9 protein-coding genes are annotated in these 14,855 nt (G+C 69.0%); 6 read left to right on the top strand and 3 right to left on the bottom strand.

Annotated elements, in window-relative coordinates; translation table 11 throughout:
• Window positions 1-12 precede the first annotated feature (12 nt).
• Entirely contained in the window at window positions 13-1,317 is a 1,305-nt protein-coding gene (locus tag DSC_RS13505; RefSeq protein ID WP_014161747.1) for an efflux RND transporter periplasmic adaptor subunit, read from the bottom strand.
• A gap of 424 nt (window positions 1,318-1,741) precedes the next feature.
• On the opposite strand from DSC_RS13505, the gene glmS reads away from it, so the two are divergent.
• On the top strand, window positions 1,742-3,574 hold the full coding sequence (gene glmS / locus DSC_RS13500) for a glutamine--fructose-6-phosphate transaminase (isomerizing) (protein ID WP_014161746.1): 1,833 nt from the start codon (window positions 1,742-1,744) through the stop codon (window positions 3,572-3,574).
• A 27-nt stretch (window positions 3,575-3,601) separates the two neighbouring features.
• Here glmS and amaB read toward each other — a convergent pair whose 3' ends face one another.
• Window positions 3,602-5,134 carry an L-piperidine-6-carboxylate dehydrogenase gene (gene amaB, locus DSC_RS13495; protein ID WP_014161745.1) on the bottom strand — a complete coding sequence of 511 codons (1,533 nt, stop codon included), beginning with the start codon at window positions 5,132-5,134 and terminating at the stop codon, window positions 3,602-3,604.
• Between the two features lie 298 nt (window positions 5,135-5,432).
• On the opposite strand from amaB, the gene DSC_RS13490 reads away from it, so the two are divergent.
• From DSC_RS13490 to trhA, 5 genes are all read left to right on the top strand, one after another.
• A complete protein-coding gene (locus DSC_RS13490) occupies window positions 5,433-7,211 on the top strand; it encodes a sensor domain-containing diguanylate cyclase (RefSeq protein ID WP_014161744.1) in 1,779 nt (592 codons plus the stop codon).
• A gap of 152 nt (window positions 7,212-7,363) precedes the next feature.
• Window positions 7,364-7,822, top strand: a complete 459-nt coding sequence (locus tag DSC_RS13485) for a hypothetical protein (protein ID WP_148268218.1) — start codon at window positions 7,364-7,366, stop codon at window positions 7,820-7,822.
• Between the two features lie 192 nt (window positions 7,823-8,014).
• Window positions 8,015-9,121: a PLP-dependent cysteine synthase family protein gene (locus tag DSC_RS13480; protein ID WP_014161742.1), complete on the top strand. Its 1,107-nt coding sequence runs from the start codon at window positions 8,015-8,017 to the stop codon at window positions 9,119-9,121.
• A gap of 68 nt (window positions 9,122-9,189) precedes the next feature.
• Window positions 9,190-11,211, top strand: coding sequence for a M3 family metallopeptidase (locus tag DSC_RS13475; protein WP_014161741.1), 2,022 nt, complete (start codon window positions 9,190-9,192; stop codon window positions 11,209-11,211).
• A gap of 175 nt (window positions 11,212-11,386) precedes the next feature.
• Window positions 11,387-12,043: a PAQR family membrane homeostasis protein TrhA gene (gene trhA, locus DSC_RS13470; RefSeq protein ID WP_014161740.1), complete on the top strand. Its 657-nt coding sequence runs from the start codon at window positions 11,387-11,389 to the stop codon at window positions 12,041-12,043.
• 35 nt (window positions 12,044-12,078) lie between these two features.
• Here trhA and DSC_RS13465 read toward each other — a convergent pair whose 3' ends face one another.
• Window positions 12,079-14,640 carry a PAS domain-containing hybrid sensor histidine kinase/response regulator gene (locus DSC_RS13465; RefSeq protein WP_014161739.1) on the bottom strand — a complete coding sequence of 854 codons (2,562 nt, stop codon included), beginning with the start codon at window positions 14,638-14,640 and terminating at the stop codon, window positions 12,079-12,081.
• Between the last annotated feature and the right edge of the window lie 215 nt (window positions 14,641-14,855).

The following is a 14,855-nucleotide window of genomic DNA, read 5'->3' as shown; positions in this document are numbered from 1 at the left end:
CCCGGGGATGGATCAGTGGACGGTCACCCGTGGCGCGTCGCCGAACTGGTCGGCGCCGGAGACCACTACCCGGTCACCTTCGTTCAAACCGGACAGCACTTCGGTTTCCGACAGGCTCGACACGCCCAGCTGCACCGGCTGGCGCTGGGCGCTGGAGCCGGCCATGACGTAGGCGTAGCGGCCGCCGGACTGCTCGACGAACGGGCCGCGCTCGACCTTGAGCACGTTCGAGCGCGTGTCCAGCAGGATCCGCGCGCTCATGCGCTGGCTCTGGCGCAGGCCCGGTGGCTGTTTGCCGTCGAAGCGCACGCGTGCGGTGACTTCGCCGGACACCACCTCGGGCGACACGGCGGAAATCTTGCCGGGGTAGGGTTCGCCGCTGCCGGAGGTCAGCTGCGCCGGCACGCCGATGGCCAGGTCGCGGGCGAAGCTCTCGGGCACCTTGATCTCGACCTCGAACTTGCTCAGGTCCACCACGCTCAGGATCGGTGCGTTGATCGCCACGTTGGTGCCCTGGGCGACCTGCACCTGGCCGACCTGGCCGTCGAACGGCGCGCGCAGGGTCAGCGCGTCGACCTGGCGTTGCAGTTCCTCGACCACCGCGTTCTGGCGCTGGGCCAGCAGCGCCTTGTTGCGGGCATCCAGCTGCGCACCCTGCTGCTTGAGCGAAGCATCCTGCCGGGCGTGCTGCAGTTCGATCTCGGATTTCTTCAGGGTGTCCTGCGACTTGGCCAGTTCCACCTGCGGCAGCGCGCCGCCGTCGAAGGCGCGCTGGTAGCGCTCGACATCGCGCTCGGCGGCCTGGCGGTCGATCCTGGCCTGGTCGATGGTCTTGCTGGCCTCGGCCCTGGCCCGGGTCACGTCCAGGGTGGCGCGGCTGGCCTCGGCCTGCAGCCCGGCCAGGGTGGATTGCTCCTGGACCAGCCTGCTGCGCAGGGCCGGGCTGTCGATCACCGCCAGCGCGTCGCCCTTTTTGACCACATCGCCGGCCACCACCTGCAGGGTGACCGTGCCGCCGTCGATGGCGTACAGGGTCGGGCTGTTGGCGGTGATGACTCGGCCGTCGGCGGCCAGGTCGCGAACCAGGTCGCCGCGGGTCACCGTGGCGATGCGCACGCGGCTGGCGTCGAACGAGCGCCCGCCCGCGGCCCAGCCCATCACCACCCAGGCCAGCGCGGCGGCCAGCACGACCACCCCGCCGCCGACCAGGCCCCAACGCTTCCAGCGCGCGCCCTTGCTGGCCAGGACCACGGTGTCCTGGGCAGCGGTGTTACGGATGCGGAAAGGGTTGGCGGTCTGCATGAGCTTGGATGGCATCGGCGGCTGAGTCGTCCGTGCTTGCCAAGCATGGCGCGTGCCAACGGCAACTCATTGAATCGAAAGGAAGCGCACGGCCGGACAGTGTCCGCGCGGACACTGGCGGCGTCCGCGCGGACAGTCGTGGCGGCGGCGGTCTTCATCAGCGCACGGATGTCGCCCCCTCTCCCCCGCTTGCGGGGGAGAGGGCTGGGGTGAGGGGGGCTTTTTGCTTGGATCCCGGCAGACCATAGCCGGCTCCGGAGTGTCGATAGCCATCGTCAGCATGCCTGTCACCCCGGGCCCCCCTCACCCCGACCCTCTCCCCGCTTGCGGGGGAGAGGGGGCAAGGCTGCGCGGTCGTAAGCCGGCTCCGGACCATCTCCAGGTGCATCGCACGCTCTAAACTGCGCGGATCATTTTCAATGTTCGAAGGATGTCATCCATGTGCGGCATCGTTGGCGCGATCGCGGATCGCGATGTGGTCCCGGTCCTGATCGAGGGCCTCAAGCGCCTGGAATACCGTGGCTATGACTCGGCCGGGATTGCCATGGTCGTGGGCGATGAGGTGCGCCGCGTGCGCCGCACCGGCCGCGTCGCCGAGATGGAAGCGGCCGCGCAGGCCGAGCACTTCAGCGCCACCCTGGGGATCGGCCATACCCGCTGGGCCACCCACGGCGGGGTGACCGAGGCCAACGCCCATCCGCACATCAGCCACGGCGCGCTGGCCCTGGTCCACAACGGCATCATCGAAAACCACGAGGCGCAGCGCGAGAAGCTGGCCGCGCTGGGCTACGTGTTCGAATCGCAGACCGATACCGAGGTCATCGCCCACCTGATCCACCACCATCAGCAGCAGGGCCTGGACCTGCTGGCCGCGTTGCAGGCGGCGGTCAAGGAACTGACCGGCGCCTATGCGCTGGCCGTGGTGTCCAAGGCCGAGCCGCAGCACCTGGTCGCCGCGCGCATGGGCTGCCCGCTGCTGGTCGGGCTGGGCATCGGCGAGAACTTCGTCGCCTCGGACGTGTCGGCGATCCTGCAGGCCACCCGCCGGGTGATCTTCCTGGAAGAGGGCGACACGGTCGATGTGACCCGCACCGGCGTCACCGTCTTCGATGCCACCGACAGCCGCGTGGAGCGCAAGGTGCATGTCTCGGACGTGTCGCTGGCCTCGCTGGAGCTGGGCCCGTACCGCCACTTCATGCAGAAGGAAATCCACGAGCAGCCGCGCGCCATCGCCGACACCATCGAGGCGGCGGTCGATGCGGGCGGCTTTCCGGCCACGCTGTTCGGAAAAAACGCCGAAAGCATCCTGCGCCAGATCACCGGGGTGCAGATCCTGGCCTGCGGCACCAGCTACTACGCCGGCCTGACCGCGCGCTACTGGATCGAGGCCATCACCGGCCTGCCGTGCAGCGTGGAGATCGCCAGCGAATACCGCTACCGCGCCGCCTACGCCAACCCCAAGCACCTGGTGGTGACCATTTCCCAGTCCGGCGAAACCCTGGACACGATGGAGGCGCTCAAGTACGCCAGGTCGCTGGGCCACCTGCACACGCTGTCGATCTGCAACGTGCCCGAGAGCGCGATCCCGCGTGCCAGCGAACTGGTCTGCTACACCCGCGCCGGCGCCGAGATCGGGGTGGCCTCGACCAAGGCCTTCACCACCCAGCTGGCGGCGCTGTTCCAGCTGACTGTGGTCCTGGGCAGGCTGCATGGCAAGGTCAGCGACCAAGAAGAAGCGCAATACCTGGAAGAGCTGCGCCACCTGCCCGGCAGCGTGCAGCACGCGCTCAACCTGGAACCGCAGATCGCGGCCTGGGCCGAGCGTTTCGCGCTCAAGCAAAACGCGCTGTTCCTGGGCCGCGGCCTGAGCTATCCGATCGCGCTGGAAGGTGCGCTCAAGCTCAAGGAAATCTCCTACATCCATGCCGAGGCCTATCCGGCCGGCGAGTTGAAGCACGGCCCGCTGGCGCTGGTGGACGCCACCATGCCGGTGGTGTTCATCGCCCCCAACGACCGCCTGCTGGAAAAGGTCAAGTCCAACATGCAGGAAGTGCGCGCGCGCGGCGGGGAGCTGTTCGTGTTCGCCGACCAGGACAGCCACTTCAGCGAGTCCGCCGGCGTGCACGTGATCCGCACCCCGCGCCACACCGGCGTGCTCTCGCCGGTGGTGCACACCATCCCGGTGCAGCTGCTGGCCTACCACACCGCCCTGGCGCGCGGCACCGACGTGGACAAGCCGCGCAACCTGGCCAAGGCGGTCACGGTCGAATGATCGGGTGCCGCCCGTTGCCAGGTACGGCTACAGATCGAACTTGATGCCCTGGGCCAGCGGCAGAGCATCGGAATAGTTGATCGTGTTGGTCTGGCGGCGCATGTAGGCCTTCCACGCATCCGAGCCGGATTCGCGGCCACCGCCGGTGTCCTTTTCGCCGCCGAACGCGCCGCCGATCTCCGCACCGCTGGTGCCGATGTTGACGTTGGCGATGCCGCAGTCGCTGCCGGCGGCGGACAGGAACTTCTCGGCGCTCTTGAGGCTGTTGGTGAAGATCGCCGAGGACAGGCCCTGCGGCACGCCGTTCTGCAGGTCGATGGCCTGGTCCAGCGTTTCGTACCGCATCACGTACAGGATCGGGGCGAAGGTCTCGTGCTGGACGATGGGATCGCTGTTGTCCAGGCCGGTGATGATGGTCGGCAGGACGAAGTTGCCCTCGCGCGCCAGTGCGCTGCCGCCGGTTTCCACGATGCCGCCAGCGGCCTTGGCCTGTTCGACGGAGGCCAGGAACGCATCGACCGCCGACCTGCTGTTGAGCGGGCCCATCAGGTTGGCCGGATCCAGCGGGTCGCCGATCTTGCCTTCGACCTGCCGATAGGCCTTGACCAGCGCCGCCAGCACGGTGTCGTGGATCGAAGCATGCACGATCAGGCGGCGGGTGGTGGTGCAGCGCTGGCCGGCGGTGCCCACCGCGCCAAAGACGATGCCCGGCACGGCCAGCTTCAGGTCGGCGGTTTGGTCCAGGATGATCGCGTTGTTGCCGCCCAGCTCCAGCAGGCTGCGGCCCAGGCGGCGGGCCACGCGCTCGGCGACCGTGCGGCCGACTTCGGTCGAGCCGGTGAAGCTGATCAGGGCAACGCGGCTGTCATCGACGAACTGCCGGGCCAGCTCGGTGCCGGCATCGTTGATCAGGAAGAACAGGTCCGGAAAGCCGGCATCGGCCAGCGCCGCATTGCAGATCTTGTGGGTGGCGATGGCGGTCAGCGGAGTCTTGCTGGACGGCTTCCAGATGCAGATGTCGCCACAGATCGCGGCCAGGAAGGCATTCCACGACCACACCGCGACCGGAAAGTTGAACGCGCTGATGATCCCGACCAGCCCGATCGGGTGGTACTGCTCGTACATGCGGTGGCCGGGGCGCTCCGAATGCATGGTGTAGCCGTAGAGCATGCGGCTCTGGCCCAGGGCGAAATCGGCGATGTCGATCATCTCCTGCACTTCGCCGTCGCCCTCGGGCTTGGACTTGCCCATCTCCAGGGCGACCAGCGACCCGAGCAGGTCCTTGTTGGCGCGCAGGGCGTTGCCGCACAGGCGCACCGCTTCGCCGCGGCGCGGGGCCGGGGTGGTGCGCCACACCTTGAACGCGGCCTGGGCGCGCGCGATCACCGTGTCGTAGTCGGCCTGGCTGCTGGCCTGGACCTGGGCGATGACGGCGTTGGTGGTCGGGTTGACCGACTCCAGCACGCCGGCATCGGTGGCCTGGGACCACTGGCCATGGCCGAGGTAGGTGCCGGAATTGGTGTGCCTGAGGCCCAGGGCCTTGAGCAGGTCAGCGGACATGGTGACTCCTTGGGGTGTGGAAGCCGGGTGGCGCGGGCGCGAGCGCCCCGCCGTGCTGCGCGGATGCACCGATTATCCGGGGATGTCTCGGCCAAACCCAGCGCGCATTTGCGCCGATCGCCGATGACATTCGTCGCAAGCACGAGCCGTTTCGGCGCAATCACCAGTCCTGCTGCAGGTGATCAAACTGTGCATCCGATCCCGCCGCCGGGCATGAATGGTCCCTGGCGATGGGCGAAGATGGCGGGTGACCCCGTTGCGCATGCGGCCGGGGCCGCCAACGTGCAGAGAATGCGAGATGGATGCAAAGGGCTTGGAAACCGACGACGAACGCGAGCGCCTGCAGCGGCTGCTGGACCTGCGTCTGCTGGATACCCCGCCAGAACCGCTGTTCGACGCGCTGACCCGTGCCGCGGCCGAGCTTACTGGCTCGCCGGTGGCCCTGGTCACCCTGATCGACCAGCAGCGCCAGTGGTTCAAGTCCAACTATGGCTTGCCCGGCGTCGAATCGACCGCGCGCAGCACCGCCATCTGTGATTACGCGATCCGCGGTGAGGAGCTGATGGAGGTGCGCGATGCGCGCGGCGACGTGCGCTTCTCGCGCTTTGACATCGTGGTGGGCGAGCCGCACGTGCGCTTTTACGCCGGCGCGCCGTTGACCCTGTCCAGCGGCCATCGCGTTGGCACGCTGTGCGTGTTGGATACCGTGCCGCGCGCGCTGAGCGAGCAGCAGCGCAGCGCCCTGCAGCAGCTGGCCAAGGCCACGGTGGCGGCGATCGAGCTGCGCGAGCAGCTGATGAAAAACCAGGAAGCACTGACCGACAACGCGCTGGAACTGTCGGCCCAGGTGCAGCGCGGCGCGGCGCTGGAACGGCAACTGCGCGCCAGCGAGGCGTTCCTGGAACGCACCGGCAGGACCGCCGGCGTGGGCGGCTACGAGGCCGACCTGGAGAGCGGCCAGATCCTGTGGTCCGACGAAACCTGCCGGATCCACGAGGTACCGCCGGGCTTCACCCCGGCCAGCTACGAGCAGGCCTTGTCCTTCTATCCCGAGCCGGCGCGCGAGGTGGTCAACGCCGCGGTGCAGCGCAGCGTGGAGACCGGCGAAGGATGGGATCTGGAGCTGCCACTGGTCACCCGCGGCGGCCGCGCGATCTGGGTGCGCACCGTGGGGCGCATGGACGTGGTGGACGGCCGGCGCAAGCTGCTGGGCGCCTTCCAGGACGTGACCATGCGCCACCGCGCAGTGCAGGCGATGGAGGCCAGCGAGCGCCGGTTCCGCAAGATCTTCGAGTTCAGCCTGGGCCTGATCTGCACCCATGATGCGCATGGCGTGCTGCTGAACATCAACCCGGCCGCCGCGCGTTCGCTAGGGATGGACGTGTCGGCGCTGCTGGGGCGTGAGCTCACCGACTTCATGCAGCCCGAGCGCCGTGCCTGGTTCGGCGACTATCTGGCCGAGATCTACCGCGAAGGCAATGCCTCGGGCACCATCGAGCTGGTCGCGCGCGACGGCACCCTGCGCTACTGGAACTTCCATAACGTGCTGGACGAGGACGACGGAGAGCGTTACGTGCTGGCCCACGCCCAGGACGTCACCAGCCAGTACTGGCAGGAGCGGCGGCTGCGCGAACTCTCCCGGCGCGATCCGCTGACCAACTGCTTCAACCGCCGCTACCTGCTGGAGCTGGAAACGCTGTGGGCCGACATGCCGGCCGCGTGCGTGGCCTTCGACCTGGACCATTTCAAGCAGGTCAACGACACCCATGGCCACCAGCGCGGCGACCAGGTGCTGGTGAGCTTTGCCGATTTCCTGCGGCGCCATACCCCCGAGCCCGGCGTGGTGGTGCGACTGGGCGGCGACGAATTCGCGGTGCTGCTGGCCCACGCCGACGCCGAAGGCCTGGCCCAATGGATGGCCCAGCTGCGCGCCGATGCGGACCAGTCGCCGATCGGCTTCTCCAAGGGCGCTGCGCTGCGCATCGCCGGGCAAACGCTGGAGCAGACCCTGGCCCATGCCGACCAGGAGCTCTATCGCAAGCGCCGCCGGCATCGCAGCAGGCGCGCCGGCGACTGAAGTTCACCGGACCTGCCAGGGGCTGGCCTGGCGACGGTCCGCCGGTCAGATCCATGCCCGGCCGCGTTAGCACTGTGGCCGGCCGCCTGCCAACACCGCGCTGGGCACACGCGGTAGCGTCAAGCCAGGTCAACCAAAGAGGCAGGTGCATGGTGATGAAGGCATGGCGGGATGGGGCGGCGATGGAACTGTGGCAGGCACTGGTGCATGAGGCAGCCGGCGAGCAGGGGCAAACGCTGGACCAGGCGCAGGAGGCGTACCTGGTCTTCGTGCTGCTGCGCTACCAGCGCGAACGCGACCTGCTGGCCCGCACCCAGGCACTGGAATGGCTGCATGCGCAGCAGCAGACCGGCCAGCTGCGCGCCGATGCGCTGCGCGATGTGGGCGATCGTTGCCTGCTGATCGCCGGACTGTTCCCCGGGCTGGCGCAGCGGCGCCGGGTGAGCGAGGACTACTTCATCGACCTGGGCCGCGGCGCCTATGCCGAGGTGGCCGACAGCGGCCGCAGCGCCACGGCCGAGCTGTTCGCGCAGCTGGCCGCCGGCTACATCAGCCTGGTGGTGACGCTGCGCGCGATGCGTGCGCCGGGCGCGGTGCTGTTGTCGCGGTGAAGGTGCGCGGCAGGGGCTCACCGATCAGGGGCTGCAGCCAGGGCGCGATATGACCGCTGTGCAGGGTGGGTCTGGTCCGCGTCGCTGGCCCGGCCCGCCGCTGCGGCGGCAACGGGATGATGCCCCGGCCGGGCGCCGGCGGCGCGGCGGCCCTAGAATGGGCGGCACACCTTGTCTTCGAAGCTCACCCCGATGTCGCAGCGCGACTGGGTGGCCGCCGCCATCCACAAGATCGAAGCCGACTTCAACCGCTCGGCCGACACCCACCTGATCCCGCTGCCGCTGCCCGGCTATCCGGGCATCGACGTGTACCTGAAGGACGAATCCAGCCATCCCACCGGCAGCCTCAAGCACCGCCTGGCGCGCTCGCTGTTCCTGTATGCGCTGGCCAACGGCTGGCTGCGCCAGGACGCGCCGGTGATCGAGGCCTCCAGCGGTTCGACCGCGGTGTCCGAAGCCTATTTCGCGCGCCTGCTGGGCTTGCCGTTCATCGCGGTGATGCCGGCCAGCACCTCGCCGGAGAAGATCGCCGCGATCACCTTCTACGGCGGCCAGTGCCATCTGGTCGAACAGCCCGGCGCGATCAATGCCGAGTCCGAGCGCCTGGCGCGGGCGCATGGCGGCCATTTCATGGACCAGTTCACCTACGCCGAGCGGGCCACCGACTGGCGGGCCAACAACAACATCGCCGAATCGATCTTCAAGCAGATGGCGGCCGAGCCGCACCCGATCCCCGAATGGATCGTCTGCAGCCCCGGCACCGGCGGCACCGCCGCCACCCTGGGCCGTTACGTGCGCTACCGGCGCCATCGCACCCGCATCCTGTGCGCCGATCCGGAGCATTCGGTGTTCTTCCACTACTACTGCCAGGCGCTGGCAGGCCAGGCCGATGCCGGGTGCCTGCACCACTGCGGCTCGCGCATCGAGGGCATCGGCCGGCCGCGGGTGGAGGCCAGCTTCGTGCCGAGCTGCATCGATGCGATGCTCAAGGTGCCCGATGCGCTGAGCCTGGCGGCGATGCGCTGGACCAGCACGGCGCTGGGCCGGCGCGTGGGCGGCTCGACCGGCACCAACCTGGTCGGCGTGCTGCACGCGGCCCAGGCGATGCAGGCCGCCGGGCGCAGCGGCTCGATCGTCTCCATCCTGTGCGACAGCGGCGAGCGCTATGCCCACAGCTATTACGATCCGGCCTGGTACGTGCGCTGCGGGATCGAAACCCGACTCAGTGACGCGGCCACGGCCGCCGCGGTGGCCGGCGCGGCCCTGCCTGAACTACAGACCGCCCGCCACGACGGCTGAGCGCCGGCGCGCTTGGATGTGTCCGCCACGCGCCCTATCTTGAAATGCCCTTTCCCAGGAATTCACCGATGAACCCGCTGCTCGATTTTTCCGGCCTGCCCCGTTTCGATGCCATCGGCCCCGAGCATGTCGGCCCGGCCATCGACACGCTGCTGGCCGATGCCGAGGCGGCGGTGAAACGGGCCCAGTCCGTCAGCCCGGTCACCTGGGACAGCTTCGTGGTGCCGCTGGACGATGCCACCGAAAAACTCTGGCGCGCCTGGGGCCAGGTCAACCATCTGCAGGGCGTGCTCAACTCGCCCGAGCTGCGCAAGGCCTACAACGACAACCTGCCCAAGGTGACCCGCTTCGCCAGCGCGCTGGCACAGAACCAGGCACTGTTCGCCCAGTACCGGGCGCTGGCCGAAACGACCGACCCGGCCGCGCTGGATCCGGCCCGCGCCAGGACCTTGGACAACGCGCTGCGCGATTTCCGCCTCGGCGGCGCCGAGCTGGCCGACGAGGCCAAGGCACGCTTCGCCCAGATCCGCGAGGAGCTGGCCAGCGTCCAGGCCAGGTTTTCCGAGAACGTGCTCGATGCCACCGACGAATACGCGTTCTGGATCAAGGACAGGCAGCACCTGTCCGGCCTGCCGGACGAGGTGATCGCCGCCAGCCGCGCCGCGGCCAGGGCCGAGGGCGAGCCGGGCTGGAAGTTCACCCTGCAGATGCCGTGCTACCTGCCGGTGCAGACCTATGCCGACGACCGCGCCCTGCGCCAGACGCTGTACCAGGCCTATGCGGTGCGCGCCTCGGAGGCCGGCGATGAGAAGCTGGACAACTCGCCGCTGATCCAGAAGATCCTGGCCCTGCGCGCCGAGCTGGCGCAGCTGCTGGGCTTTGCCTCCTATGGCGAATACTCGCTGGCCACCAAGATGGCGGGCAGCCCGGCCCAGGTGCTGGAGTTCCTGCGCGAGCTGGGCGCACGCGCGCTGCCCTACGCCCGGCAGGACCGGGCCGAGCTGGAAGCCTTCGCCCGCGAGGCGCTGGGCCTTCAGACGCTGGAGCCGTGGGACATCGCCTACGTCAGCGAGAAGCTCAAGCAGGCACGCTACAGCTTCTCGGCGCAGGAGGTGAAGCAGTACTTCACCGAGGAGGCGGTGCTGGGCGGCCTGTTCGACCTGATCAAGTCGCTCTATGGCGTGGAGGTGGTGGCCGACACCGCGCCGGTCTGGCATCCGGACGTGCGCTTCTACCGCCTGCAGGATGCCGACGGCAGCCTGGTCGGCCAGTTCTACCTGGACCTGTACGCGCGCGAGGGCAAGCGCGGCGGGGCGTGGATGGACGACTGCCGCAACCGCCGTCAGCGCGCCGACCGCGTGCAGACCCCGCTGGTCTACCTGGTGTGCAACTTCGGCAAGGGCGTGGACGGGCAGCCGGCGACCTTGACCCACGACGAGGTGATCACCCTGTTCCACGAGATGGGCCACGGCCTGCATGCGCTGCTGACCGCGGTCGGCGAGCTGAGCGTGTCGGGCATCAACGGCGTGGAATGGGACGCGGTGGAACTGCCCAGCCAGTTCATGGAGAACTTCTGCTGGGAATGGACGCGCCTGCAGGGCATGACCCGGCACGTGCAGACCGGCGAGCCGCTGCCGCGGGCGCTGTTCGACAGGATGATCGCGGCCAGGCATTTCCTCAGCGGCATGCAGACCGTGCGCCAGCTGGAGTTCGCCCTGTTCGACATGGCCCTGCATACCGAGTTCGACCCGGTGCAGGACAGCGTGATGGACCTGCTGGAGCGCGTGCGCGACGAAGTGGCGGTGAACCGCCCGCCGAGCTGGCACCGCTTCCCGCACAGCTTCAGCCACATCTTCGCCGGCGGCTACGGCGCGGGCTATTACAGCTACAAGTGGGCCGAGGTGCTCAGTGCCGATGCCTATGCCGCCTTCGAGGAGGCCCCGGACCAGCTGGCCGATACCGGCGCACGCTTCCGCGCCGAGATCCTCTCGCGCGGCGGCAGCCGCAGCGCGCTGGAGAACTTCACCGCCTTCCGCGGCCGCGCGCCCAGCATCGATGCGCTGCTGCGCCACAACGGCATGGCAGCCTGAGGCCGTAGGGCGGGTCTTGACCCGCCACCGCGGTACGGCCTGGATTGCGATTGCGATTGCGGTGCGACCACGGCGGGTCAAGACCCGCCCTACGCGGCTCTCATGAGTTTCCAAGGCCGGCGCGCCATGCCTGGCCGGTATCCTGTGTGCCTTCTTCCCGACGCATACATCGCCCTTGTCCGCTCCCGTCCCCGCTGCACCCCATTACAAGACCGCCGCCGCCCGCCGCGCCGACCTGATCGTGCACCTTGCCGGCCTGGTGCTGGCGATTTTCGGCGGGGCGGTGCTGGTGTGGCGTGCGCTTGCCAACGAGGCGCTGCTGGTGGCCACCTGCGTCTACGCGCTGGGACTGCTGGTGATGTTTGCCTGTTCGGCCGCCTACAACTTCGCCCCCGCCGCGCGCCAGCCCTTGCTGCGCAAGCTGGACCACGCCGGCATCTTCGTGATGATCGCCGGCTCCTACACGCCCTTGCTGGTGCTGGGCCTGTCCGGGGCGTGGGCCTGGGCGATGATCCTGGGGGTGTGGGCCGTGGCGCTGTTTGGCGTGGTCGGCAAGCTGTTCCTGCCCGGGGTGGGCAAGGGCTTCTGGGTGGCGATCTACCTGCTGCTGGGCTGGGCCTCGGTGATCGCCATCAAGCCGCTGATGGCCGGGCTGGACAGTGCGGTGCTGTGGCTGATCGCCGCAGGCGGGCTGATCTACACCGTGGGCGTAGGGTTCTACGTGCGCAAGTCGCTGGTCTACAACCGTGCGCTGTGGCACGCCCACGTGCTGGGCGGTGCGGCGGCGCACTGGGCTGCGATCTGGCTGTGCCTGCGGCCGCTGCCGGGGTGAGGCGCGCGGCCTGAGTGCCCGGACCCGCGCCGGCCTCAGCTGGCGATGAGTTCGCGGATGCGCCCGGCCAGCTCGTCCAGCGAGAACGGTTTGGTCAGCACGTGCATGCCCGGTTCCAGGTGACCGTGGCTGAGGACCGCGTTTTCGGCATAGCCGGTGATGAAGAGCACCTTGAGGCCCGGACGCTGCACCCGCGCCGCGTCGGCCATCTGCCGGCCGTTCATGCCGCCGGGCAGGCCCACGTCGGTGACCAGCAGGTCCACGCGCGCGTCGGAATTGAGGATGCGCAGCCCGCTGGCGCCGTCCTCGGCCTCCAGCGGCGCATAGCCCAGGTCACCCAGCACTTCGGTCACCAGCACCCGCACCGCGGCTTCGTCGTCGACCACCAGCACGGTCTCGCCCTGCAGGCTGCGCGGGGCATCGCCGCAGGCCTGTGCCTCGCCGGGCTGGTCGGCCTCGCCCAGGTAGCGCGGCAGGTAGATGGACACCGTCGAGCCCTTGTCCGGCTCGGAGTAGATGCTGACCGCGCCGCCGGACTGGCGGGCAAAGCCGTAGATCATCGACAGCCCCAGCCCGGTGCCCAGGCCAAGCGGCTTGGTGGTGAAGAACGGGTCGAAGGCCTTGGCAATCACCTCCGGCGGCATGCCGGTGCCGGTATCGGACACGCTCAGCGAGATGTATTGGCCGGGAGCGATGCCGCGCTCGCTGGCGGTGCGCCGGTCCATCCAGCGGTTGCCGGTCTCGATGGTGATCCTGCCGCCATCGGGCATCGCATCGCGGGCATTGATGCACAGGTTGAGCACCGCGTTTTCCAGCTGGCTCGGATCGATCAGCGAGGGCCACAGCCCGGCCGCGTTGACGGTCTCCACCGTGATCGATGGGCCCACGGTGCGCTGGATCAATTCCTCGATCCCGTTGACCAGCTGCTTGACGTCGGTCGGCTTGGGCGAGAGCGTCTGCCGGCGTGAGAAGGCCAGCAGGCGATGGGTCAGGCTGGCTGCGCGCCCGGCGGCGCTGGCGGCGATGTTGATGTAGCGGTCCAGGTCGGTGGTGCGGCCCTGGGCCAGGCGCATCTTCAGCAGTTCCAGGCCACCGGTGATGGCGGTCAGCAGATTGTTGAAGTCGTGCGCCAGACCACCGGTGAGCTGGCCCACCGCTTCCATTTTCTGCGCCTGGTGCAGGGCCGCCTCGGTGTCCATCAGCTCGCGGGTGCGCTGCTCCACGCGCTGCTCCAGCGTCTCGTTGGCATGGCGCAGGGCTGCCTCGCCGTGCAGCCGCTGTTCGGCGGTGCGCAGGCGCTCGGCGAACTCGCGCACCAGCGCGATTTCCTGCTCGTCCCAGTGGCGCACCTGGCTTTCATGGACGTAGAGGATGGCCACCAGCCGGCCCTGTTCGATGACCGGCACGTTGATCAGGGCGCGCACCTGCCTGCTTTCCAGCGGCGCGGCCATGGACTGGGTCAGGGGGTGGTCGCAGACGTCTTCGACGGCCACCAGCTCGCCGGTCTCCAGCATGCTGCCCAGCGCGCCGTAGCGCAGGTCCAGCATCGGGTCCAGGGGTTCGATGCCGGCGGCGCGCCATTCACAGGTCACCTGCAGGACCTGGCTGCTCTCGATGGCATGCGCATAGCCGACCCGGCCGGCGGCCAGCGCACGGCCCAGGATGGCGCTGGCCAGCAGGCCCAGCTGCGCCGGCTCGCGGGCATCGCGGATCGCGTCGGTCAGGGCAACCAGGGCCTCGCGGGCCGATTCGGCGCGGGCGCGGTCGGTGACATCCACGCCCTCGATGAAGATGCCGATGGGCTGGCCCTGTTCGTCCTTGATCGGCTGGAACACGAAATCCACCACCCGTCGCACCGGCGCTGCTTGCCGATGGACCTGCATCGCATAGGGCGCGCCCTGTGCCGCGTACACCTGGCCGTCGGCGAACACCCGGTCCAGCAGGGCCAGGTAGCCCTGGTCCACGGCGTCGGGCAGCACCTGGGGCAGGGTGCTGCCGATCACCGCGCGATCGCCCACCAGCCGGCGAAAGGCCGGGTTGGCCAGCTCGAAGCGATGCTCGGGCCCGCGCACCACCGCCATGAACGAGGGCGCCTGTTCGAACAGCTGCGCCAGGCGCTCGCGCTCGGCGGCGATGGTGCGCTGGGCCAGGACCCGCTCGGTGGTTTCCACCACGATGGCGAACACGCCGATGGGGGTGCCGGTCTGGTCCAGCACCGGCGAGTAGTCCAGATCCACCCACAGGGTCCTCAACTGGCCGTCGCGGTTCAGGGCCAGCTCCATGTCCTTGTAGGACAGCGGCTGGTTGCCCAGCAGCACGTGGCTCACCACGTTGTCGTTGAAGCTGGCGATCTCGCCCCAGCCTTCGCGGACGTTGGAGCCCAGCAGCGACGGATGCCGCTCGCCGGCGAACCTGGAATAGGCATCGTTGTAGATCATCACCCCTTCGCGGCCCCACAGGGTCACGATCGGCACCGGCGATTGCAGCATCAGGGCGACGGCGGTGCGCAACGCGTCCGGCCAGTCGTCGATCGGACCCAGGCTGGTCGATGCCCAGTCGTGTTGCGCGATCAGCCGTCCCAGCTGGCCGCCATCCATCAGGAATGAATGCTTCAACGTGGCACCCCTGCGCGGCCGCGACGGACCTTCCGCCATGGGCCCGGCGAAGGCCAGGCGATCACATTGTGATGAACTCGGCTGTGAAATGGCAGTTGACTGCCGCTGCCGTGGGCGCCGAGCGCCGCGGGAGGGGCTGCGGCTCCCGGGTGCTGGCCAGCGTCATGTCTGCTCCAACACAAGGGGGGACACCTCAC

The sequence above is a fragment of the Pseudoxanthomonas spadix BD-a59 genome, from assembly GCF_000233915.3.
Taxonomy (GTDB): Bacteria; Pseudomonadota; Gammaproteobacteria; order Xanthomonadales; family Xanthomonadaceae; genus Pseudoxanthomonas_A; species Pseudoxanthomonas_A spadix.
The sequence above is the reverse complement of the archived record's forward strand: the minus strand, read 5'-3'. Positions and strand labels throughout refer to the sequence as shown.